General features: G+C 39.5%; 17 protein-coding genes. 13 read left to right on the top strand and 4 right to left on the bottom strand.

The window, feature by feature from the left end; genetic code table 11:
- Positions 1 to 593: 593 nt before the first annotated feature.
- The 10 genes from FUT79_RS07655 to FUT79_RS07610 all read left to right on the top strand — a co-directional run bounded on the left by FUT79_RS07655 (position 594) and on the right by FUT79_RS07610 (position 17,069).
- The gene (locus tag FUT79_RS07655) at positions 594 to 1,022 is read left to right on the top strand and encodes a hypothetical protein (RefSeq protein WP_024752591.1); all 429 of its coding nucleotides are present in this window, start codon (positions 594 to 596) and stop codon (positions 1,020 to 1,022) included.
- Positions 1,023 to 1,517: 495 nt separating this feature from the next.
- Positions 1,518 to 3,416 carry an adenylate/guanylate cyclase domain-containing protein gene (locus tag FUT79_RS07650; RefSeq protein ID WP_044634550.1) on the top strand — a complete coding sequence of 633 codons (1,899 nt, stop codon included), beginning with the start codon at positions 1,518 to 1,520 and terminating at the stop codon, positions 3,414 to 3,416.
- Positions 3,382 to 6,165, top strand: a complete 2,784-nt coding sequence (locus FUT79_RS07645; RefSeq protein WP_024752589.1) for a FecR domain-containing protein — start codon at positions 3,382 to 3,384, stop codon at positions 6,163 to 6,165. Before FUT79_RS07650 ends, FUT79_RS07645 begins: the two co-directional genes overlap by 35 nt.
- Positions 6,155 to 7,390 carry a hypothetical protein gene (locus FUT79_RS07640; protein WP_148879755.1) on the top strand — a complete coding sequence of 412 codons (1,236 nt, stop codon included), beginning with the start codon at positions 6,155 to 6,157 and terminating at the stop codon, positions 7,388 to 7,390. The genes FUT79_RS07645 and FUT79_RS07640 overlap by 11 nt, the downstream gene beginning before the upstream one ends.
- A 573-nt stretch (positions 7,391 to 7,963) precedes the next feature.
- The gene (gene uvrC, locus FUT79_RS07635; protein WP_148878954.1) at positions 7,964 to 9,943 is read left to right on the top strand and encodes an excinuclease ABC subunit UvrC; all 1,980 of its coding nucleotides are present in this window, start codon (positions 7,964 to 7,966) and stop codon (positions 9,941 to 9,943) included.
- 108 nt (positions 9,944 to 10,051) lie between these two features.
- Positions 10,052 to 10,507 carry a tRNA (adenosine(37)-N6)-threonylcarbamoyltransferase complex ATPase subunit type 1 TsaE gene (gene tsaE / locus FUT79_RS07630; RefSeq protein WP_004266519.1) on the top strand — a complete coding sequence of 152 codons (456 nt, stop codon included), beginning with the start codon at positions 10,052 to 10,054 and terminating at the stop codon, positions 10,505 to 10,507.
- Positions 10,504 to 11,163, top strand: a complete 660-nt coding sequence (tsaB, locus tag FUT79_RS07625) for a tRNA (adenosine(37)-N6)-threonylcarbamoyltransferase complex dimerization subunit type 1 TsaB (RefSeq protein WP_024752585.1) — start codon at positions 10,504 to 10,506, stop codon at positions 11,161 to 11,163. Before tsaE ends, tsaB begins: the two co-directional genes overlap by 4 nt.
- Positions 11,164 to 11,166: 3 nt before the next feature.
- A complete protein-coding gene (locus FUT79_RS07620; RefSeq protein WP_044634548.1) occupies positions 11,167 to 12,264 on the top strand; it encodes an HD-GYP domain-containing protein in 1,098 nt (365 codons plus the stop codon).
- 74 nt (positions 12,265 to 12,338) lie between these two features.
- Complete coding sequence (locus tag FUT79_RS07615) at positions 12,339 to 13,382, top strand: endonuclease/exonuclease/phosphatase family protein (RefSeq protein ID WP_187426835.1); 1,044 nt, start codon at positions 12,339 to 12,341, stop codon at positions 13,380 to 13,382.
- Positions 13,383 to 13,475: 93 nt separating this feature from the next.
- The gene (locus FUT79_RS07610) at positions 13,476 to 17,069 is read left to right on the top strand and encodes an alpha-amylase family glycosyl hydrolase (protein ID WP_148878956.1); all 3,594 of its coding nucleotides are present in this window, start codon (positions 13,476 to 13,478) and stop codon (positions 17,067 to 17,069) included.
- 88 nt (positions 17,070 to 17,157) lie between these two features.
- On the opposite strand, the gene FUT79_RS15750 is transcribed toward FUT79_RS07610, so the two are convergent.
- From FUT79_RS15750 to FUT79_RS07595, 3 genes are read right to left on the bottom strand one after another with little or no spacing between them, the layout of a single operon-like run.
- Positions 17,158 to 17,292 carry a hypothetical protein gene (locus FUT79_RS15750; protein ID WP_004266512.1) on the bottom strand — a complete coding sequence of 45 codons (135 nt, stop codon included), beginning with the start codon at positions 17,290 to 17,292 and terminating at the stop codon, positions 17,158 to 17,160.
- 8 nt (positions 17,293 to 17,300) lie between these two features.
- The gene (locus FUT79_RS07600) at positions 17,301 to 18,614 is read right to left on the bottom strand and encodes a pyridoxal-phosphate dependent enzyme (protein WP_024752581.1); all 1,314 of its coding nucleotides are present in this window, start codon (positions 18,612 to 18,614) and stop codon (positions 17,301 to 17,303) included.
- Positions 18,615 to 18,617: 3 nt separating this feature from the next.
- The gene (locus FUT79_RS07595; RefSeq protein WP_004266510.1) at positions 18,618 to 19,499 is read right to left on the bottom strand and encodes a DUF2156 domain-containing protein; all 882 of its coding nucleotides are present in this window, start codon (positions 19,497 to 19,499) and stop codon (positions 18,618 to 18,620) included.
- Between the two features lie 148 nt (positions 19,500 to 19,647).
- Here FUT79_RS07595 and FUT79_RS07590 point away from each other — a divergent pair, with 148 nt between their 5' ends.
- A complete protein-coding gene (locus FUT79_RS07590) occupies positions 19,648 to 20,388 on the top strand; it encodes a DUF2715 domain-containing protein (protein ID WP_148889461.1) in 741 nt (246 codons plus the stop codon).
- 808 nt (positions 20,389 to 21,196) lie between these two features.
- On the opposite strand, the gene FUT79_RS07580 is transcribed toward FUT79_RS07590, so the two are convergent.
- Positions 21,197 to 22,534: a C1 family peptidase gene (locus FUT79_RS07580; protein WP_148884046.1), complete on the bottom strand. Its 1,338-nt coding sequence runs from the start codon at positions 22,532 to 22,534 to the stop codon at positions 21,197 to 21,199.
- Positions 22,535 to 23,108: 574 nt separating this feature from the next.
- Here FUT79_RS07580 and FUT79_RS07575 point away from each other — a divergent pair.
- Both FUT79_RS07575 and FUT79_RS07570 read left to right on the top strand, forming a co-directional pair.
- A complete protein-coding gene (locus tag FUT79_RS07575; protein WP_024752578.1) occupies positions 23,109 to 24,137 on the top strand; it encodes a nucleoside hydrolase in 1,029 nt (342 codons plus the stop codon).
- Positions 24,138 to 24,197: 60 nt separating this feature from the next.
- A complete protein-coding gene (locus FUT79_RS07570; RefSeq protein WP_004266502.1) occupies positions 24,198 to 24,800 on the top strand; it encodes a sugar O-acetyltransferase in 603 nt (200 codons plus the stop codon).
- The last annotated feature ends 23 nt before the right edge of the window (positions 24,801 to 24,823 follow it).

The raw sequence follows: 24,823 nt of genomic DNA, 5'->3' as shown, positions 1-24,823 counted from the left end.
ACATCGAAAAGCCCTTGTTTTTTACGTTCATACTATCCTTTACCAACACACTCTTGCGCATGTTTTGATCAATATAAATCAAACTTATACACCTACTTCAAGTAGAAGAAAAACATAGTGTTTTTTATACCTTTTTCTACTGTCTCTATCGAAAGGCTCCGGTCTAGTGTAGTATTTTGTCATTAACTTCCTGTTATAAAAATCGGAGTATCAACAATAAGGGACTGCGGATTTAAGCATCACTATGGTAAATTGCCCACCGTTGCAAAATTCCAAACGATGTTTTGCCTGACACCTTATTGCAAACAGGCAAAACTCGTAGGCGAACCAAAGGTAGCAATTCCAAGGGTTCGCCCTTGCGCCGTGTCGAGCTTTTTTTTATTACAGGAAGCTTTAAAACTCGCAAGGCATAATTTTGCCACGGACGGCAAGGCTCGAAAAACTTATTTTGGCATTTAAGTACATATCGTTTTTCAGATTTCCTTAAACTCTTGCAAAAATTCTCTTTTATCTTGAAGTTTTTATATAAATGTGGCATAGTTCTGTCAGCATACTTTTAATATATGCGAATTATATCTCGCAAAGGAGTTTTTATGCGTAGAAGTATTGGAGTAACTATTCTCCAGATAGCATTGGCGTTTTTTTTGTTAGTCAGTGGAATTACCGGGTTGATGTATTCAACCGCCGGAGAATTCGGCAAAGTAGTTGATTTTCTTAGTACTTTATTCCAAAGTAGAACCGTTTCTACCATAATTGTTATGGCTATTGCAATCTGCGAGCTTATCGCAGCAATATTTCTTTTAGTGGACTTGTTTAGCCCCAGTCTCGCCGTGGTAAGAATAATCCTTATCATCTTTATTGTATTATGGATTATTAATCTGGTATTGGTGGATATCATCGGTGCATTCGGTGCGGGAAATGTTTTCAGAAACGTGGGCTCCGTTCTTCAGTATTTAAAGCAGGTTTCCTTTGACCTTATGGTGCTTGGAAGTCTCATACTGGTACAACGAAGATCTGAATAAAGTTTTGAGGGGGGCTTTCCCCTCAAAGTTAAAAAATAGGTCAATTACCGGTAATATCGGTAAAAAAAAGCTTTTCGCATTTTGCAAAAATATAAAGTTTTGAATAAAATAATTTGTCTTCTTTTGATTTCTATTATTGCAAATATATCCTATTACGGTATAATTATTAAAGATAAAATTGAATTTGTTTTACTGCGAAGATTAAAAAATAGATAAAAAGGAATATCAAAGTATAATAAGGCATCGGCTTTTACAAGAATCATTTCCTTTCCTAAAAACCGAGATATCAGAAGAAAACGATGGTATTTTCTTCTTTGTAAACAACTTTTTGATAAGGAGCAGGATGAAAACTAAATTTAAACCTTGCAATTCAAAAACATATAGACGATAATTAAGAAAGAGCTTGGAGCCGGACTGACTAAAATGCTTATTAAAGTTAAGCAAAAAAATAAAAAACGTAATAAAAAAGAAAAACGATACTAAAAGGGGTATCTGATGAGTAAAAAAGAAAAAGATGCTTTTCGTACAAAGGTTCGCTTTCCCATAGGCGTAAAATTGGTACTTATTATTTCGGTGCTTGTAGTAACATCACTCGGTGTTATAACCGCACTTGTAACTTGGTTTGGAAGTCAGGATGTACAGATAAGCGCCGAGGAGAACAACAGGACGGTAAATGTACAGGCTGCTACCGCAAGTGAAAAGGAATTGCTCACCATCAGAGCAAATACCTTTCTGCTCTTAGACATTCTAAACAGTTTTGAAACATCATCTGCGGAAACAAAGCAAACCGCAAATTTTTATTTTGAACGAAACACTTCGGTGGCAGCGCTTGTGCTTACCGACCCTAAGCGCGGAGACAGAACAGACAGAAAGTTACTTAATCCCGCCTTCTTTTTAGCAAATGAAATAGATCCTTCGGTTGTAGACACTTTTATGGAGCAAAATAAAACAGCCGTTGAACAAACCGAACGAGGTCTTCTACAAGTATTAAACGGCTCTCCGCTTTTTAATCAGCCGGTACTTACCCTGCTATATCCGTATAAAGAAAAAGGCTTAAATCAAGCCTTGGTTGTCTTTTTTTCCGCTGAAAAGCTTGCAAACAGCTTTGGCTCAGGAGTTTTACAAACAACCTTTTTAGTAAACAGCGATGGAGACATTCTTATTCATCCCGATTTTGAATTGCTTAAACATGGAGTAAATGCAAGCGAATTTGAAATTTTTAAACAAATGAGAAAAGCGGGAGATAAAAGCAGACAAATCCTTTTTGAAGAAAGCGAAAAAAAATACTTCGGTTCATATTCACGTATTACCGGAGACCTCGCGGTACTCACGGTCGCGGAAGCGGAAAAGCTTTTGGAGCCCGTTATTGAAACAACCAAGCGCAATATTTACTTGACCTTGGCGGTGCTTTCGCTTTCCATTCTTTTTGTATGGTTTTTCTCAAAATCCGTCAGTACGCCAGTAAAACTTTTAGCGGCAGCGGCTCACCAAATTGAGCAAGGAGAATACGATATTGACTTAAAGCCGAAAGGTAATGATGAAATCGGACTTTTAACCGCCAGCTTTGTGCAAATGGGAAAGGGATTAACCGAACGGGATCGCTTAAAAGATTCATTCGGCAGATTTATCAATAAAGAGATTGCAGAGCTTGCCATGCGCGGCGAGCTTGTCCTTGGCGGAGAAACAAAAGAAACAACAATCTTCTTTTCCGATATTCGCTCATTTACCGCAATTTCTGAAAAACTCACTCCTGCGGAAGTAGTTGAATTCTTGAACGAGTATATGACCCTTATGGTAGAATGTGTAAACCTTACGCACGGCGTGGTGGATAAGTTTATCGGAGATGCTATTATGGCAGTCTGGGGAGCGCCCACTTCTACCGGAAGCCCTCAAAAAGATGCGCTTAACTGTATACGGGCAGCCTTACGCATGCGGGCAGCATTGATTACTTTTAACGCCAATCGCGGCGGTGATAAAAAACCGATTATACGCATCGGTTGCGGAATCAATTCAGGACCCGTTGTTGCAGGGCAAATCGGATCACAAAAACGAATGGAGTACACGGTTATCGGAGATGCGGTAAACCTTGCTTCTCGAACCGAAGCTTTGAATAAGCCGCTCGGCACCGATATCCTCATAACGGAAAACACGTATCGATTAGTGCAGGGCGCGGTACTTGTTGAAGAAATGCCGCCGGTAACCGTAAAAGGAAAAGAAAAACCTGTCAGAATGTTTGCTGTTGTAAATATGCCAAAAGAAGATACCATCCCCGGCGCAGGATCCATGGGACCGAAAACCTTAAGCGAGGTACGGACATTACTGGGTATTCCCACACCCGATTTTGAAAAGGTTGATGTAAATGAAGACGAAAAGAAATACAAAATACAATCCTAAAACAGTAGGAAAATCATCCCTGGATATACCGGTTATTATCTTTTCTCTCCTTTTGCTCTGTCTGTCAATCGGTTTATTGATACGAGATTTAAATAGAACGTTTACCCGAGCCGATAAAACAATGATTGCAACGGTTAATTATAAGTATAAAACCGTGCAACGTAAATTTATTGATAGGGCAGTTTGGGACAGACCTCTTCAAAACTCTCCCATTTATAACGGAGACGTAATCAGAACAGCCCCGCAAGCTGCCGCAACCATTCATTTTATTGACGGTTCCGCGATTGATATGGATTCAGAGACAATGATTCAAGTGTTTTTTGATGCAAAACAGGCATCTCTTAACCTGCAAGAAGGCTCCATATCGGTAGAAACAGCCGGCGCTGATATACGCCTCCATTCACAAGACAAGGTAATTTCCCTTGCAAAAAATTCATCGTTACTTGCAGGTGCAAAAGAAGAACAAGGCTTACAACTCGTCATGCAAAAAGGAGAGGCATCGATAATAACAGAAGGGGAAGATGAAAAAGAAGCTGAAAAACAGATGCTCACTGAAGGTTCTGTTTTTTATACGGGCGAACCCATAAAACTTGCTGTAACAAATATAGCAAATAATGCAAAGATACTTAATCAAAGTTTGCAGGGACAGGGGGCTGAATGCCTCTTAAAATGGTATAGTGCCTTTTCCGATGATGAAGAGCTTATTTTAGAAACATCCCGTGCAAGTAATTTCAGCAGCGATGTAAAAAAATATTCGGTAACCGGTTTACACGAAATTGTCTTGATTGAAAAAGCCGGTACTGTTTATTGGAGGCTATATTCGGAAAAAGAAGGACTTTCGGCAGATTCCGCAATACAAGGAAAATTCACGGTTGTAGATGCTCTTCCGCCGCAATTACTTTTACCCGAGCAAAATGCTTTGATTACCTATTTTGAAGAGCTCCCTTTAATTCGCTTTGCATGGACGCAAGATGACTCAATAAATTCATACCGGCTGGAAGTTGCAGACAACCCTGAAATGCAAAATCCTCAAATAAACAGAGTGATTAAGACAACTTCTATCGATCTTCCTATACCAAATGAAGGAGCATGGTATTGGAGAGTTACCCCATACTATGCATTTATTTCCGCAGCTTCTTCCAAAGCCACCGAAACAGCTGCTTTTACCGTGAAAAAAAACACGGAAACGATATTTCCCGAAATTATTTCTCCCGGCGCTTTTACGGAATTTGCAGCCGGACAAACGGTAAAATTTGCGTGGAAAAATATCCCCGAAGCAAAAAAATATCGCATTCAAATTGCTGATGACAAGCAAATGCAACACCTTCTTGTTAATACAACTGTAACAAGAAATTATTTTGAACTTGAAGATTCGTCTGTTCTTGCGCCTAATAGAGAATATTATTGGACTATTGCAAGCATTACTCAAAACGACAAAATATTGAGCGTGATAGAGCCGAGAAAATTTATGTCTAAAAGCGGTGAAATTATTTTGCGCTCGCTATATCCGCCCGACGGATATGTGCTTGCCGACACGTTTTGTGAAGATATCAGATTTACATGGAAAACCAATTTAGATACCGACCTTCTCTTTCAAGTTTCACAAACTCAAAACTTTGATACAATCAGTTTAGAGAGAAAAGTTGTCGGTTTAGGCATCGACGGAATTAAATTAAAGCAAGGAGACTGGTATTGGCGAATTACGGGAAATACGGATGATGTTCCCGCTTATTCAGAAATAAAAAAACTAACGATTGCCGAGCCCTTAGACAAACCGGAATTGATAAATGCAAGACAAACAGTCGTCATCGCTCCAAACAAAAAAAATAAATTTCAATGGCAAGCGATTGACGGCGCGGATTACTATCAGGTAAAAATAACAAGCGTAGCAGCAGGGAGTCGACCTTTTTATGAAAACGGTTTTGTAACTTCAACAGAACTGGAACTTGACTTGGAATCTCTTGTTGAAGGAAATTATGTACTTAACATACAAGGCTTTGCCTCCCCTACTCTTATGTCATCCCGTCGGTATAGTCTGACAAATGATCATTACTGCACGTTTAGACATTTAAAGCCGATTGAACTTGTATATCCCGTGCAAAATGCAAAAATTAACGGCTTAGATGCTCTTGAAAAACCTATTCTTGCAACATGGGAGTCAATGGAAAAACCGATCAATGCGGAGCTTAGTCTTTATAAAAAAGGAAGGAAAAGCCCTGTTTTTCTTGCAAAAGACCCCGCTTTTAAAACGCGCCTTCCGGTCTTAAAAGAAGGAACCTATACATGGAAAGTCACGGCTCTAACCGTTGACGGTTTTGATATCTCCTCTCTCAAAGAAGAAACCTTTACCGTCTTACCAATTCCGCCGTTGCCTGCTCCGCGGTTTTTTAATCCGCAGCATGATGCCGTGATGGATGTTGATTATTTCAAAAAAAATCGTACCATTCGTTTTTCATGGGAACGGGTAAGAGGCGCAACTCAGTATATTATCACAATTTACAATAATAAAAACAAAGTTGTTGCGACAAAAATAATTCCTGATAAAGCAAAAAAAAGGATCGAAGTTAATTTTAAAGATATACACCTTCTATCACGAGGAAAATTCCGTGTTGAAGTAAAAGCACAAAATTTGCTTAAAGACGGCACATTATTCAGAAACGGAAAAACATCACGGCTTACATTTAATATTGATTTACCTAAACTGAAAAAAATAAAAACTGATGATGCGGGAGAGCTTTATGGAAATTAAAACAAAACGCATACAACTGCTTGCTGCTTTATTTATTTTTTTCTGTATTCCCTACGGTATTACACAAACAATCGAGCAGCAAAATTCTCTCAACGAAACAATACCGCCGATACTTGAGGATGAACAGGAAACCCAAAAAAATTATTTTGTTAAGCAGGAAGGAGCAAATTCTGTTTTTTATCAAAGACTTTCATGGGAATCTTTGGATAATATTCTATACTTTATATTTATCCTTGAGCACCACAATGCACAAGGAGCATGGGCACAAATTGATAAAAAAACAATAACAACAAACTTTATTGAAGTTTCCTTGTCTCCCGGAAAATATCGATATAAAATAATAGCGGTAAACCTGTTAGGTCAGGAAGAGTCGATAAGCGAATACCGTAACTTCAATATTCTCATCGCCCATCAACCGGAAGTTCATTCGCTTTCACCACGAACGATTTACTTTGATGAAGAACATACTGACTATCTGGAAATAACCGGAAAAGAATTTTACGAGACAACCGACTATCTGCTCGTCAATACGGCATGGGGTACACGACTGATAAAGGGAACTATTGCCGACATCAGTGCCGATAAAACGCAAGCAAAAATTGGGTTTAAAATTGACCGGTTGGCACCGGGAGAGTATGTTCTTATTGCAAGAGATGCGAGCGGATTAACTGATCAATCAAAAACATTAACACTTAAATTCCAAAAGCCGGTCGACACCTATCTTTCTTTAGGATATCCGTTTACGGTTTTTATTGGAAACAGTGTTTTTAAAGAGTTTTTTAACCGCACGTTTACTCCGTTCGGTTTGCTGCTTCGTTTAACCTGTATGCCTATAAAAAGAACGTATGGCTCCTATGGGTTTAATCTGACAAGCTCGGGACTGTATATAAAAGGCGAAGGGGCAGATTATACGCTTTCTGGATATTTTCTAATACCACATCTCAATTTTACGTACATATACCCGATAAAAAGGCGAAAAGTAAATTTTGATATCCACGGGGGAATAGGAGCACTTTTTCTACTTCATACAAAATTTCAATACCCTGAAGTTTCAAGCCCTAAGTTTTGGTATTGGGGGGTAAGTGCGGATTTTGGAACCGCTTTTCAGTTTTATATGTATAAAAGGCTTTATTTTGAAATAAATGTCGATCATATATTCCCGTTTAGAAAAGGATTCCCAATATACATCGTGCAGCCCTCAGTTTCCGTCGGATGGGAATTCTAAGCGCAAAAGTTTCCAAATAAAACATATCAAATTTCTTTTGGGAAACCTCATAACAGCAGTTTTTTGAGATTTCCCACAGTTTCTTTTGCATTTTTTGTAAGTCTTTGCACAACAAAAGACTTACAAAAATCAGATCAGACATCCCTAAAAACTGACCGGGTTTTTTGTAGTATAGCGTTTTGTAATTAACTTCCTGTTATAAAAATCGGAGTATCAACAATAAGTGACTTCGGATTTAAGCATTCCTATGGTAAATTGCTCACCGTTGCTCAATTCCAAACGATGTTTTGCCTGATGCATTTATTCTAAACAGGCAAAACTCGTAGGCGAAGTTAAAGCGAATTTCTAAAACTTCGCCCTTGCGCCGTGTCGGACTCTTTCTATAATAGAAGCTTTAAAACTCGCAGGGTTAGTTTTTTATAAAACTTTTACGTTTTGGTACGATGTATTAAAAACGAATCGACTTATTAAAAAAACGCTGTAGTAGTTGTCCGTTGCCCGATCAAAAGCCCGCTAAAAGAATTCCGAGATAATTCTCTTGTCTATCCGCTGTTCTCTGTGTATAGTAAGTATATGATGAAAAGTCAGAGTGAAGAAACCAGAAAAAAGCTACATGAGATTGCACTTAAAGCACCAAAGTCAAGCGGTGTGTACTTATGGGCGGATGCTGGCGGTGTTATCATCTATGTAGGAAAAGCAAAATCACTTAAAAATCGATTAAGCTCTTACTTTACCTCAAAAAAAGATATTAAAACACGTATACTGGTATCGCGTGCAGCAGGACTTGAGTATATTCAAACTAAAAATGAGTATGAAGCCCTGCTCCTTGAAAATACCCTTATTAAAAAACATAAGCCCCGATATAATATCAATCTGAAAGACGGAAAAACCTATCCGGTGCTTAAACTCACCAATGAACAGTTTCCACGGTTATACCGCACTCGAAATATCCACAATGACGGAGCACAATATTTCGGTCCTTTCCCAAATGTTGCCGCCGTTGATCAATTCTTAGATTTGGTTAAGCGCAATTATAAACTGCGGCAATGTAAAACGCTCAAAAAAAGAGCTCAACCATGCCTGTATTATCATATCGGTCGGTGCGATGCCCCTTGCTGCGGGCTCGGTTCCCGCGAAGAATATCATAAAGAAGTTGAAGAAATAGCACTCTTACTTGACGGTGATGCCGATACTGCGGTAAAAAAATTAACTGAAAAAATGAAAGAAGCAGCGGCTCAAAAAGAGTTTGAAAGAGCTGCAAGAATCAGAGACGGTATTCAAGCAGTATATGCTATCCGTGGGCAAAATATCGTTGAGGATATGGATCCTGAAGGAAGAGATTATATCGCGTGGGCATCGGAAGCCGCGATGGTAACCTTTGCCGTTTTACGTATGAGAGGCGGCAGACTTGTCGGAAGAGATTTATATCGAACACAATCTTTAAAAGACGAAGAGGAAATTCTATCCGAATTTTTAATAGCCTATTATACAAAAGCGGAACTTATTCCACCTCATATTTTTGTGCCCTCCGAATCAGGACATGAGTTGGCTGAAAAGTGGTTTAAAGAAGAATTCAATGTGGAAACAAAAATCACGATGATTCCTTTGGCGAAATCGGAGGAAAAAAGCTTTGAGGAATCATCAAGGGCGGCTGCAATACCCGAACCAAAAGAGAAGTCGTTTTTATCCGTTTCTCTTGCAAATACATGTGCAAATAGCGAAGTTGCCGAACCGGAAAATATGTATGCAGGCAATTCTTTCGGTTTGCCGAATTCCGTGCTTGCGCATCACCGTGCGGCACTTGCAATGGCGAAATTTAATGCTGGAGAAGATGCCGCGCGCCGCTTGCGCGAAGCCGGTGATTATCCCGCCCTTGAAGAATTACAGAAAATACTTTCTCTTCCCAATATTCCGCATAGAATTGAGGGGTTCGATATAGCGCATCTGTACGGAAAATACACGGTTGCAAGTCTTATTTCATTTAAAGATGGGAACCCCGATAAAAAAAATTACCGTATTTTCCGATTAAAAAATACCGATGGGGTTATAGATGATTTTGAATCTATGCGAGAGGCAGTTGCACGCAGATACACGCGCTTAATCAATGAAAAAGCGGATTTACCCGATCTCATACTGATTGACGGAGGAATTGGGCAGGTAAATGCGGCAAAAGGTATTCTCGATGCGCTTGAGGCTGATATCCCCATTGTAGGACTTGCGGAAAAAGATGAAGAACTTTTTTTACCGCACACCTCAAAACCTATTGTGCTTCCAAAACGCAGTGTCGCGTTACGCATGCTACAGCGTGTTCGCGATGAAACACATAGGTTTGCCACCACTAGGAATCGGCATCTGCGCTCTAAAGAAGAATTAAAATTACGTTTTGAAAATCTCCCGCATATTGGAAAAAAACGGGCAGCTATGCTGTTAAAGCAATTCGGTTCAATTGAGGCGGTCGGAAAAAATTCGGCCGAAACAATTGCTGCAGCTGCAAAAATTTCTTTGCAACAGGCCTCAGAGGTATTGGAAAAAATAACAAAAGAGTTGTCATAAGCCAAAGAGCTGGCGGACTCTTTATTTATACGGATTAATTACAAATAAATTTAATTCCTTTATTTTTACACTTGAAAAAGCTTTACAAAAAGGATACAGTAGATATAGATGAAGTTTATCAGTAATTCAAAAGAAGATACAATACAAATCGGAACACTAATCGGCGAAAAACTTAAGCCCGGTTCGGTTATTGCCTTGCAAGGAAATCTTGCCGCAGGCAAAACATGTTTTACAAAAGGACTTGCATTAGGACTCGGTATAGATGAAGATGTAACGAGTCCTACGTTTACCTTAATTTCAGAGTATTATGGCAGACTCCCCTTATATCATATGGATATCTATCGCCTTGACTCCACTGAAGATTTTATCGGAATCGGTGCTGAAGATCTTCTTTACGGACAGGGCGTTTGTGCTATAGAATGGAGCGAAAAAATTATGGAAGAACTTCCCGATTATACTATCAGTATTTTGTTTGAAGTAAATAATGACGGATCGCGGACAATTACTGTTTCAAACTGCCCTTTTCCCTTACCCGAAGCAAAGGATTTAATGGTAGAAAAATGAATATCTTGGTTATCGATACAATCTCTCAAACTATGACAGTTGCGGCGGAAAGCGAAAACGGCTTTGCGTCGATAAATCTTGCTTGTGGCTTGCATCATGCAGAACATCTTTTACCGCTTATCGAAATTGTATCAGAAAAAGCGGGGTTTTCAGTACAAGAAGTCAGTACTCTCATTTGTCCGCAAGGGCCGGGCTCTTTTACCGGTTTGCGTATAGGTTATGCCGCTGCAAAGGCTCTACAGCTCAGTACCGATGCGAAATTTCTTACCTTTCCTACGCTGGAAGCGTTAGCCTATAAGTTTCGTTTATGGCAGGGGCAAGTGCTCGCTATAATGGACGCAAAAAGAAATAGATTCTACGGTAATATATATAAAAATGGAAAACCTCTTTTTGAAGATTCTGACAGTTCCGCAGCGGAACTATTAGCTAAAATAAAAAATTCAGAGCCTTGCATTGTTACTGGCTACGGTGTGAATCTTTTTATGCAACAAGCAAAAACGATCGCAAACACAGAAAATATCATTCCGATTGAAACAGGAAAAACCGAGCTTACGGAAAGTCTATTGCAAATGGCGAAAGCATGCAACAATCAACAAGCAGAATCGGATACGGCTGCTCCGGTATATATCAGAAAATCTGATGCCGAAGGCGGGTAATTTTTGGGTAAAGGGATGAACATATTGGAATTCGATACACCTGCCGAACTTGAAGACTTAGAGCTTTTTGAAACTCCTTCGGTTAATTTTAGCGATAAAATAGATACTCAGATAAACCACCGTGAAATTCTTCTTGGAAATTCAATTGACTTATTGAGTAATAACCATTTACCGATGTTATTCCTTGATAAAGATATGGTTGTTACGCATATTACTGATGAAGCAAAACGGTTATTTGAGGGCTATTATGTACTTGAAACAAAGCCTTTTTTTAATATTTTCGGAACAATTTTTACACAAGAAGAATTGCACTCTTTTTTTACCTCATTAACATCGCCGACAAAGGGCTATACGTGGCGAGGAACAATTACGCATAAAGCCCTTACAAAAAAAACATTATACACCGAAACAAATTTCATTCCGCTATTCAATCAAGGATCCTCCCCTACCGGATTTCTTGTGCTATTTAGAGATATTTCAAACATTTACTTGCAGTTATCAAAAAACATGCTTACTGCCCTGCTTGAAGCCTCTAAATTGAAAGATAATGAGACAGGCTTACATAATGAACGGCTTAATTATTATTGTAAAATAATGGCGGAGTATTTATATCAACTAAATATATATCCGCAAATAGACAAAGATTTTATCGAAAATATTGCATGCTTAGCTTCGATGCATGATGTTGGAAAAATCGGCACACCTGATTATATTCTGCGAAAAAACGGAAAACTTGATACAATCGAACGAAAAATTATGCAAGAACATACAATCAACGGCGCCTTGGTTCTTTCATCATATCCTTCACCAATGGCAAAAGAAATAGCGCTCAGCCATCATGAACGGTGGGACGGCAACGGGTATCCGTATAAACTTGAAAGAGAAATGATACCTCTCTGCGCAAGAATTGTGGCTATTGCAGACGTATATGACGCATTGAGAATGAAACGACCGTATAAAGAATCCTATTCTCATGATTTTACCGTTAATTATATTCTTGCCGAAAAAGACAAACATTTTGATCCCGCTTTGACAGCCGCATTTGAAAAAATACATATTGAGTTTGACCACATATGGAAAAAGTTTGGTGATAATCAATAACAATAAACATTAATAAATTTTTTAAAATACTGGCAAAACGATTTTTATCTTCAATAATGATAAAAAGGAGGGCTATGATGAGGATCAAACGGATAAGAGCCTTAGTTTCCATAGCGGCATTAGCTGTCTTTCTTTTTTTCATTCCTATTTCTTGTATCGGTTGTTCGACAGTCTTTGGGTTTTCTTCCTGGGAAAGCCCGAAAACTCTGTCTCTGGTCAGCTATAATACCCAAACCTTTTTTGATGCAATTGAAGACGGACAGGAATTTAACGGATTCAAAGGAAGTAAAAGCAGATGGAGCCCCGAGCGATATAAGGTAAGACTGAATCGCTTGCGCGAGGCTCTAATGATTGCTACCGAAGCTTTAACGGGAGACATAAACAGCTTGCCCGATATTCTTATATTACAAGAAATCGAGGGAGAGCGCGTTATAAATGATTTTTGCCGTCAGCTATCCCGAAAAGAAAACTATAATTATGCCGTTATTACGCCTATTGAAAAAAATGCGGCTTTTACCACAGCGCTGCTTTCAAAGTTGCCAATATTGGATGTTTTCATCCATCGATTACACACAGAAAAAGAATCAGTTCGCCCTCTTTGTGAGGTATGGATAAATATCGGATCAGAAGAATACCCTGAACCGCTTGTTGTTTTTAGTACCCACTGGAAATCAAAACTCGGGAAAAATACTGCAGAAATACGCCGCATGCAAGAAAAGCAAGTGTTTCAGAAAATACAAGAACTCAAAAAAACAAATCCCGATATTCACTATGTTATCTGCGGAGATTTTAATCAGCCTTTGGAAGAATTCGATTTATTGACAGAACTACCGAATAGCTGGAATCGTTGTGAATATTTACGTGCGTTAAGCGTTAATGCGCAACCGGGAGGAAGTTTTTGCTATAAAGGAAACTGGCAAGCAATTGATCATATTTTCTATTCAGAAAATCTTTCGGATAACAAAGGGCTTGATATTGAACATTTTGCTGTAATTGCAATTCCTCCGTTAATTACATCCGCCAGAAAACCGAACGCATATTCCGTATTTAGCGGTAAAGGATATTCAGATCATTTGCCGATCGGTGTACGATTAAAAAAATACAATTCGGAAGAATAGACATTTTTCTCACTATAAAATATTTCCATTCTTTGCCTTTCTTTTTTACCGATTGTACGATATAATTACATTAATGAGCTATAGGAGGCGAAGATGAATAGTTTTTATCAATTTATGGAATTTCATATTGCAAAAGAAGTACGTAAAAAATGTAATTTTGATAAAAGTATCTTCGCATCTACTGGTAATGTATTTTTACGAAAAATCTCCGATCTGCATAATTTTGTGCATATATATAATGAGACGCTAAAAAACGGAGGTTTCGGTTTGCCGGTGGATGACAGCCGGTACTTGAAGTCCGGTTTACTCAATGCAATGGGGCTAATTGACGAGATTTTCCATTATGTTTGTAGGCTTTATCGGCATGATAAAAAAGAAACTTTCTTTATCGATGCCTATGTCTTTATTCAACAAGCCCTGGAAAAAGATAAAAAGCCGAGCCTGGATAGTTTATTGGAATCTTTTTGCACGGAGTTTCCTCCGCAAGCAGTCTACCATGAACAGACCACCGTTCAAGAATGGTTGGCGCAAAAAGATCCGGCATCCGGCATCGATAATAAATATCTCGCATTGGAAGAGCTCCTTTTGCTTAAACTTGCAAATGAAAATCCTGCATGCGCCCCTTTCTTTCCTCTTTTTAACGATAAAAAATTGGCAAAGCATAAAGGTTATAAGATATTCTGGAAAGCATTTAAACAATGGTCAGCTGCAAACCCGCCTTTTGGTCCCGAGCAAAAGGATCTTATCTCATTATTAAAAACTCCGGTAGAATATGCCCCGTATAGTCTGCGCGGTCAGCTTGAGTATATCAAAAACCATTGGGCGGAACTACTCGGCGATTGGCTTAAACTGCTTTTACAGGGAATAGATCTTATTGCTGAAGAAGAAAAAGCAGGCTGGCAAGGCGGCATCGGTGGCGGAAGTCCCGACATGGAAGCATACAGATTTGAAAATCTTAGTAAAGAATATGAGCGCTTTAGTCCCGATCAAGAATGGATGCCGAATGTCATTATGATTGCAAAAAGTACTTTGGTATGGCTTGATCAGCTAAGCAAAAAATATCAAAGAGATATCAGTCGGCTTGACCAAATCCCAAATGAGGAAATTGAATTTTTAGCGAAAGCGGGCTTTAATGCACTCTGGCTTATCGGAATCTGGGAGCGTTCTCCTGCAAGCGCTCGCATTAAGCAGATATGCGGAAATCCTGAAGCGGCTTCCAGTGCATACAGCCTTGACGATTATGAAATTGCAGAAAGTCTGGGCGGTTGGCAAGCGCTGGAGAATTTACGGGACAGAGCTTGGCAACGCGGAGTTAAGCTTGCAGCCGATATGGTACCTAATCACACAGGGCTTGATTCTCGGTGGGTGGTAGAAAAACCTGATTTATTCATTCAGCGACGAGACAATCCTTTTCCGGGATATAATTATGATGGCGAAAACCTCTCTCATGACGGAAGGGTCGGTATTTATCTTGAAAATCACTATTATTCAAAAACTGACTGTGCCGTGGTGTTTAAGCGGGTTGATCATTATACCGGAGATGTTCGTTATATCTATCACGGAAATGACGGAACCGGACTACCTTGGAACGATACCGCTCAAATAGATTTTTTAAATCCTCAAGCACGAGAAGAGGTAATGCAAAAAATACTGCATGTAGCGCGCAATTTTCCAATTATCCGTTTTGATGCTGCGATGGTATTGGCAAAAAAGCATATTCGAAGGCTCTGGTATCCTCAACCGGGACATGGCGGCGATATTGCAAGCAGGTCTCAATATGCCATGTCTATTGAAGAATTTGAAAAGCGAATCCCCGAAGAATTTTGGCGAGAAGTAGTGGATAGAATTGCCCATGAAATTCCTGATACTCTTTTACTGGCGGAAGCCTTTTGGATGATGGAAGGATATTTTGTCAGAACGCTCGGTATGCATCGCGTATATAACTCTGCATTTATGAACATGCTCAAAAAAGAAGATAACGCAAAATACCGGTTAACCATTAAGAATACCATGGAGTTTGATCCTGAAGTATTAAAACGGTATGTTAATTTTATGAATAATCCTGATGAAGAAACCGCAGTTGCGCAATTTGGCAATGGAGATAAATACTTCGGGGTTTGTACTATGATGGTTGCAATGCCGGGACTTCCCATGTTCGGACACGGACAGATTGAGGGTTTTGAAGAAAAATACGGCATGGAGTATCAGCGCGCGTATTACGATGAAAAGGTCAATGAAGGACTTGTAGAACGGCACCGAAGAGAAATTTTCCCTCTGATGAAGCGGCGTGCTCAGTTTTCCGGCGTTGAACATTTCTTATTATACGATTTTTGGAGTGACGGTCGGGTAAATGAAAACGTATTTGCGTGGTCAAATTATGCGGGAAAAGATGTTTCTCTTATCTTATATAATAATAAATATGATCGAGCATCCGGGTGGATAAAAACTTCCGCTGCATTTGCGGCAAAAGATTCAAACGGAAATAAGTATCTTGTACAAAAAGAGCTTGCAGAAGGTTTATGTCTGACAAATCAAAATGATTATTTCACACTCTTAAAAGAACAGCGCTCAGGTTTATGGTATATCAGAACAAACCGTGAGTTAATTGATCAAGGTTTTTTTGCGCAGCTTGACGGTTTTCAATGTCAAGTATTTTTGGATATTCACCAAGTACAAGATAACGCTTACGGGCATTACCGCATGCTCTATGATTCGCTTGAAGGCAAGGGAATTGCCGATGTTTCTATGGGAATAAATAATATCCATTACAAAGATTTGTATGCAGCGCTTAAAAAACTTATTACAAAAGACTTCTTTCACGCAATAAAATCCTTGATTTCATCAAAAATGACGGTTGCCAAGCGAAATACCGCTTTGCAGGATTTTATTGAAAGTTTGCAAATTCCTATGGAAGCATTCCTTGCCGCGGCAATCCCGTTTATTAACGAATATGTACAAACTATAGATCCGGAAATCAGTGTAGAAAAAGGTTTTGATGTTGCACTTGTATGGGATATATTTAAGCAGCGCTTGCATTATTTTCTTTTATTGGCAGAAAAACGATTCCCGACAAAAATACGATTTACAAAAGTGCAAAAAGAATTTTTCAGTGAAAAAATGTCCAGCATCATTGAAACGGAAAACTCTCTTTTAGCATTTGCCGGCGGGCTTGTATTTTATACTATTGCCGATATCATGCAAGTTATGCAAAAAGAAGCCAAAGGTAAAGAATTAATAAATCTTTGGCGCCTTGATGACAAGATTCAAGAAATACTTAGTGAATACGGTTTTAGCACGGATATATCGTTAGAAACCTTAGAGCTGATGAAAGCAAGTTTATTGCCGCTCAATGCAAGAATAAGCGATACCGATGATTTACTCGGGGAGCTGATACACTCGGCTTTTTCCGATAAAGAAACGCAAAGCTTACTCGGCTTACACAACTGGGACGGCATAAGTTGGTTCCATAAAGAACGAGCGGAAAAGTTTTTCAGTATACTGGGAATTAAAAGAATATTGTCTTTATCCGAATCGGATAAAAAAGTTACAGAACAAGAAATAAACCGTATTTATTCAGCAGGTAAAAAGATTGAAGAGGCTTTAGCTAAATCAAAGTATAAGACTGAAGACTTTCTTGAATTATTTCCTGCACCAAAAAAACGGAGCCTGCAAAGCAAGAATCGGTAAAAAAACAAATAAAAAACACATAGGGAAAAACAGGAAAACTGCCGAATATCATATTGGCAGTTTTTCTGTTTAGTTTAGCAAGCAAAATTCAGCTTTGTTCGGCGTTTTCTTCCGCATATTTTTTAAACTCTTCTTCACTCATTTTATCCGCATATAACGGATAGAGAGCCTCAACAAGCTCTTCAAGCGTGGGAAATTTTGCTCCATTCAATTTATAAGCCATGATTCACCTCATTCCGTAATAGTTTGTAGTATTTGAAGAATTTCTTCTTTCTTACCGTTAATTAAATGCACGTCTTTTATCGGGACATCCATATTTTTAAGTCGTTCGGGTATGATGGGCGCTTCTCCGCAAGCAGCCCGCAATCGTTCACTTTCAAAAGCGGGATGATCTTTAGAAATAAGCACTAACGTTTCCGCTCCTTTTTGTGAAATTCTATTGCTTTTTAAAGCCGCCTCATACACCGTTGCTGTTTGGCTATCAAACATTATACCATATTTATGATAAACTGTGCCAATAATTTCGTTTATTCGTTCATGATTTACATGAACAGGAAACAAAAAGCTGCGCATTAAAGCGGGACTTATAGAAAAAACTTGTTCAAGTCTTTCAATATTTGAGGGAGTTGCGGGATCTGCAGGGCCTCTTTCAGCAAGCGGTATCATAGAATCCAAACATACACAAAAACCGTGTACATCAGATGTAAGTGAGGCCGTTGCATCGGTAATAAATCCGCTTACCGGCAGCCGAAATTTCCATGCATACAATCCGGCTGTAATATTTCCGTAATTACCTGACGGGATTGCGTAATATATATTACCGGATGAACGTTTTTTTATCCGCGTAAAAGCAAAAGGATAAAAAAACGTTTGCGGAATAATCCTGCCGATATTTATTGTGTTTGCAAGTGTTAAATTATACTTTGAAACTAACTCCCTATCCTGATATACTTCCCGAACCAGTCTTTCTATTTCCGCATAACTGCCATCCATTTCTACCGGATAGATTGAACCTCCTTTCTGCATTGTAAATTTTTCATCATATCCTTTTGCATAACCGCGCGGATAAATGACAATAGCTTTCAGCCTTTTTTTATTTCCGAAGGCGGCGGCAACGCTTCTTCCTCCCTTTCCCATGCTGGGAGTCAAAACGGTAGCTGTTTTTCCCTGCATGGTTAAAACATGTTCAAGTGTGGATGCCAGCCATAAAAGCCCAAAATCTCGATGAGAACCGGTAGGCCCGTGAAAAAGCTCAAGTTGGAACAACCCGTCATCAAGCTGGCGTAATCGAGGAGCGTAATCCTTAAAAGCGGAATCCGCAATTCTTTCAGATACCGCAGGGCTCAGTTCTTCTTTTAGCAGCGCCGCGGTTAAACTGCCGGCTACATTGCTGAAAGAAGAGTTTTCATCCAAATGCAATATCCAAGAGCGTAAATCCTGCTCTTCATAAGGAACATACAAGCCGCCGTCTTCAGGCATACAGGACAACAGTGCCTGAAGAAAAGAAACCTTGTTATTCGTATTTCTTGTACTAACCAGTTTCATCTTCTACCTTTTTTCAATCTTATATTTTTTTACAAACCCGCAAGGACGATATGACATTTTTGCTTGGCGCATTCCCTCATCCCCAAGATCCTGCTCTCGATTAATAAACTCAAAATTTTCAGATAAAGACTGCGCAAAAGCATAGTTAATATATTGATACGCACCTCGAAAATCCGTGCGAGCTTTTTCAAAATGAACAGCAACCATTTTACCTGAAGCAATCGGCTCTGCTAAGCACCAGGCAATAGGTGTATTTTTTACATATAAAACACTACCTTTCATCTTAAAATGTTCCAGAAGTTCTAAAGCCTCTTTTGCCGCATAATAATCCGTTTTTTCAGGGTTTTCTTGTTTGGATGCCCAATAATCAAGAACCTCAATAGCATCTTTTTTTGTGTCGGAGGTAAGCGCTCTCAATTCAAACTCGGGATATGCAAGCTGAAACGCATTAACATGATTCTTTTTTTTGTGAAATTTCTTACCGGAAAGAGTTGCCAAGTCGGTACGTAAATATATGTAATCAAAGTTATCTCTGTCTTCACGCAATTCAAAATTTAAATGTGTAAAAATTTGCGGATTGTTTTGTATAAAACTCTCGGAAATAAGCTTCCAATAATCATGTGTTTGAAAAAGCTCTGAAATTAATTCAGAGCTGCCGGAACAACATGGAGTAATGAAAAAAGTTTTACCATCTTGTGAACCTGAAATAATAATAAGATCATCTTTTTGAGAAACCTTGTATGCATAGGTATTTCTGAATAAGTACAAACCTACAAAAGTGAATTCGGAAATACCATCGGGAAGTACCACTAAATGAGGCGTTATTTCTTCCATCATTTCTAACGAAATCGGCTCAAAAACAGGATATTTAGGTAAAAGGTTCATAGTCCCCTATGTTACCCTTTTAATGAAAAAACCTCAAGTTCTCTTTCGTATTAAATCAAATATTTTGTTTTAATAAAAACTGTAACATCGTCCGATATCCACTGTTTCCCTTGCAGAAGCTAGTATGTAATACTAAGGAGGTTCTTCGATGAAAAAGATTTTATTAATTACAAGTGCGCTTTTTTGCGCAAGTTTGCTTGCTGCGGAAGTTTCAATTTCTGTTGGACCGGCTTTTACCAATGTGTATTCGCGTGCCAAAGAAAAGGGTGAAACCAATTGGGAAGCAGCTGGCGAGACTCTCTCAGAAGCAGGTAAAGCCTTAAAAGAAAAAATAAATGCCGGCAGCAGCGTTAAAATGAACGCGCCCGCTTTTGCTGTTGATATTCACGGAAACATTGTCTATGGGTTTGTGCAGTTTGCATTTCCTACAAAAACTTGGGAAAGTGCATTTGAAGAAGAAAACAAAAAGCGAATATTAGAAAAAGGTGCCTTTATTATGGACGGTCAAATAGGTGCCGGTTATAATTTTTTTAATACCTCACCTTTTAACCTTTATGTAGGCGGCGGACTGGGTGTGAATGTTGTAAGAACTGAACGAGCTCTTAATTTTGGTAAAATTGGTAAACTGGACTTCGGACAAGTTAAGTATACCAATACCAATGCCATGATGGGACTCGGTGCGAATATTCTTGCACATTACTATTTCACAAAAAATGTCGGTATTTATGCGGGGCTTGCAGATACTATATATTTCCTAACCCTTGCAAATAGCAAAAAAATTTCATGGGGAGAGATAGAAATAAAGCCCGACAAAAACGAAAAAGTGAAAGTAAGCGATGTGTTTACCAACAGCTTTAATGCAAAGTTAGGCTTATCGGTAAAATTCTAAGCTACCCTCGCGCTTAAAAAACGAAAATCGGTTTAGCAGAGCGCTATGATACATACTAACCGGCTCATCTGGAAAATCATTTATTCCGTTGAGCCGGTTTTCTGTTTTCATACTCGAGTGCGGTCCAGTCTAGTATAACGTTTTGTAATTAACTTCCTGTTATAAAAATCGGAGTATCAACAATAAGAGACTGCGGATTTAAGCATTTCTATGGTAAATTACCCACCGTTGCCAAATTCCAAACGATGTTTTAAAGCATCAACAGTAAATTATAAAATTGAAGCTTTTAAACTCGCAGCCACTGTAAGCAAGAACACCAAAATTACATTCAGTACTGCGACGGACGGCAGAGTCAGAACGGGCATGGACGCCCGTGGTTCCAAACAGCAGCGATGTTTTAAAGCAAGACAGATTGCAAAGCTTTAAAACATCGCAGGTTTGGTTTTGACATGGACGCAAAACTCAGAACCGCCACGGACGGCGGTGGTTCCACGCAGCAGCGACGTTTTAAAGCAGGACAGATTACAAAGCTTTAAAACTCGCAAGGTTTGGTTTTGACAAGGATGTCAAAAACTCAGAACCGCCACGGATGGCAGTGGTTCCAAACAGAAATGATGTTTTAAAAGCACAAACCTTTTCCAAGTGCTTTTAAAACTCGTGGTTTAGTTTTTGACATGGACGTTAAAAACTAAACTGTTGTGTCTGACTCTTTCTATGATAGGAGTTTTCAAACCTCAGGGATTAGTTTTTGACACGGATGTCAAAACAAATTTTTGCCATCTTTTCTTCAAAAACTGCAAAGCAAATTTTACTGCATCATGGCAAGGGCACCCATCGGATCCCATGGCTCTAATTCAATAAGCGGTTTATCCAAGGCGGCAAGCCATTCTTGGGCTACAAATTTTTTGTCGATCATAATCTGGTACACGTATTCGTCAAACCACGCATTGCTCATCGAGAACATACCTTTTTTTCCGCTTTCATCTCCCCAAGAGTTTTCAACCTGCCATTTGAGCACCGTATCATCGGAGCCTTTGTCAAAACCGGTTAATACCATTGCATGCGTTAAAAGGCTTTCTCCGTAGTCAAGCCGCTGAGCCTTATCAAACTCGGGTAAAAAACCGCGAACCGCATTATAGTTAAACACCTCTAAATCCATAATGCCGTCTTTCCGCGCAACCATCTGTCCCATATCACAGCCGAACCAAACCGGAATACCTTCCTGTATGGACTTTTGAGCGGCGGACTTCAGCACCTCAATCGGCACATTGATATAATGAATAGGTTTAGCTTCTTTTACGGTTCCGAGGAATCGCACCGTATAAGCATGCCCGTAGGGCTTATCCTTTGTAGGAGCATTAATCAAACTTATTTTTTCATCAAGATTCCAACCGATATACTCCTTAAAAAACTGCTGCGGCGTGATATTCTCAATTTTATGAAAAACCTTATCTTTATCCCGATACATAAAATCAAAGCTCTGCGGCGGTTTGCCGAGCGCCTTTACCAATATTGCATAAATATTTGATAAACATTCCTCTTTGATCCCGCGTAACGCATCTAAGCCCTTTCCTTCCTGATGCGCACTGCGCAAAACCTGCGCATACTTGCGCAAGCATCGTGTTAAAAAAGGCACAAGCGTCCGCGTATTTGACGAATGAAACGTTTCGGGCATCACATCTTTCGGCACAACCCCGTACTTTGCAAGCAAACCTGAAAACATATCCCACTGCCCGCCGTCCTGCATCGGATTTTGCAAAAGATGCGCCACAAGCCTTCCGTTCAAGGGCTCATCCAATGTCTCCAAAATACTTTCCAAAAAATAATTTGCTTTTTCAAGCTTATCCCAAAAGAGCGTATAGTTTTGCGAAAATTCAATTGTTTCAATATTGAGCTTTTTCATCGTTAAAACTCGTGCCGCATTCAGCGATGCAAACATCCAACATCTTCCGCTCATTTTTTGATTAGTAATTTCGCCGCGCGCAGTTTCATCAGAAAAATAATGATTATGCAGCGCCCGCACCTCATTATTAAAACAGGCATCTTCCAGTCCTACCCTGCCGACTGCACAGGCAATCGCTTCGTTGACCGGATTTGAATCAAATTGATCCTGAAAAGTCTTCAACATTGTATCTGTAATAGTCATACCGTACCTCTAAAAAATTAGTATATAGTTTATACCTTATGGTAACTAAGAGCAGGAAAAAAGTCTATAGGCTTTAAACACCTCGCTGTTACCTTTCCACCGCAGGACTAACAAAATTCCAGCGATATTAAAATTAAAAACTAACCTACGTGTTTTAAAGCCTTACAAATAGTTTTGTTTTAAAATCGCTTGCAAGAGATGCGTTAAAAGAATAATTCTAGTTTCCGCAAAAATAAAGGGCTGCCACCCCTGCCCTATCGAATCTTGTTTTATTAACAAAACCACGAGTTTTAAAGCTTTGCAAATTGTCCTACTAAAACTTATTTCCGGATGAATACACCGTTCCCGAATATCCGGCACTCACACTCATTAAGTATGAACACCTCACCCCTATAAGGGTAAACCGCTCTCTGTTCTGTCTGCAAAAGTCAGTCACGTACGGTAGGAAAGGAACAAGTGAGCAAACCTTATCGAGTATAAAATTTTCTCGGATTAAAACCAGATATATCAATTTATTGACAAAGCAGTGTTTTCCTTTTATGCTGGAAACATTCTATTAAGAAGAGGCAGAGCTATGAAAACGCGTAAAATTATTATTGACACCGACCCCGGCATTGATGATGCGGTTGCAATTATTGCCGCAGCCATGATTCCCGAATTTGAATTGCTCGGTATTTGTTCGGTGGGCGGAAATAAGGGCATTGAATGCACAACCGATAATGCGCTGCGGCTTTCCGCCTTTATCGGAAAAAATACGCCTGTTTTTAAAGGGGCAGCCGCTTCTTTGCAGCCGATCAGTCCCGATTATGTACGGAAAGTTCCCGAAGGCCTCATACACGGCTCCAACGGATTGGGGGAGTATAATCCGCCGATAGATTCGACCCTTTTACAAAAAACGCCTGCGGTTGATTTTATTCTTGAATCCGCAAAAAAATATCCTGATGAGCTTGAGATTATCGCCTTGGGGCCGCTTACCAACCTTGCCCTTTGTATAGAGCAGGACATTGAAACAATGAAAAAGATAAAAGCTATTTACAGCATGGGCGGCAGCGTGTATCGCGGTAATGTAACGCCGGTTGCGGAGTTTAATTATTGGCATGACCCGCTTGCTGTCCAAACAGTTTGCCAAAAATTGGGCGCCTTTACCGATATCTTTATGATAGGGCTTGAACTCACCGCCGCATGTTTTATGGATATGAATTATCTCAGTTTTATTACAAACCAAAAAACAAAAGAGGCGGAATTTATTTCGGCCATTCTTCCCACCTATATAAAATATAACTGGGAAATCGGCAAAACCCTCGGTGTTATTATTCACGATCTTATTACTGTGCTTTTTGCGCATACCCCTGAACTTTGCAAAAATATTCCGCATGTAAATCTGCAGTGCGTATGCGACAGCGAAATAGCACGAGGGCAAACCATTGTTGATTTTGATGCTGACTTGTGCGATAAAAATGCCTATGTGCCGCTTGTGATTGATGCGGAAGCTTTAAAAGAAAATTTTATCCGTATTCTCTTTAGGGAGCAAGGCGTATCCGAGTATCGGGATGCTATGCACCGAATTCAAAACATAAACCGCCATGATTTTTTTCTTAGCTAAGCAAAAAACACCGGCTATAGATTAGTGTATTCTCAAATAAAAACACTCGGAGCACATACGATGACTGAAAAAGAAAAAATGCTGCGCAATATCTTATATGATCCCGCAGGCGATGCTGCATTAATTGCCGACCGTTTGCGGAGTAATGAACTCTGCCATGCGTATAATCTGCTTTTACCTACTCAAAAAGAAGAGCGGAAGGCGTTAATACAAAAGCTGTTCGGAAAAACCTGCCGCAACTTTACCATAATGAGTCCTTTTTGGTGTGATTACGGCTATAATATCGAAGTGGGTGAAAATTTTTACTCAAACTTTAATTGCACAATTCTTGATGCGGGAAAGGTTATTTTCGGAGACAATGTATTTATTGCCCCCGATTGCGGTTTCTACACGGCAGGGCATCCGATGGATGTTGCACGCAGAAATCAAGGTTTGGAATACGCATATCCGATTATTGTCGGCGACAATGTATGGATAGGAGGCGGCGTGCGCGTTATGCCCGGCGTTACAATCGGCAATAACACGATAATCGGCGGCGGCAGCGTAGTGGTAAAAAGTATTCCCGCTAATGTCCTTGCTGCCGGAAACCCTTGCCGTGTGATTCGCCCCATTACCGAAACGGATTCCCTTACCGACTTTGATAAAAACGGGTATTTTTTCTAACACTTCTTTTTTAGAGCCCGTTC

The organism is Treponema phagedenis (genome assembly GCF_008153345.1).
Classification (GTDB): Bacteria; Spirochaetota; Spirochaetia; order Treponematales; family Treponemataceae; genus Treponema; species Treponema phagedenis.
The sequence above is the reverse complement of the archived record's forward strand: the minus strand, read 5'-3'. Positions and strand labels throughout refer to the sequence as shown.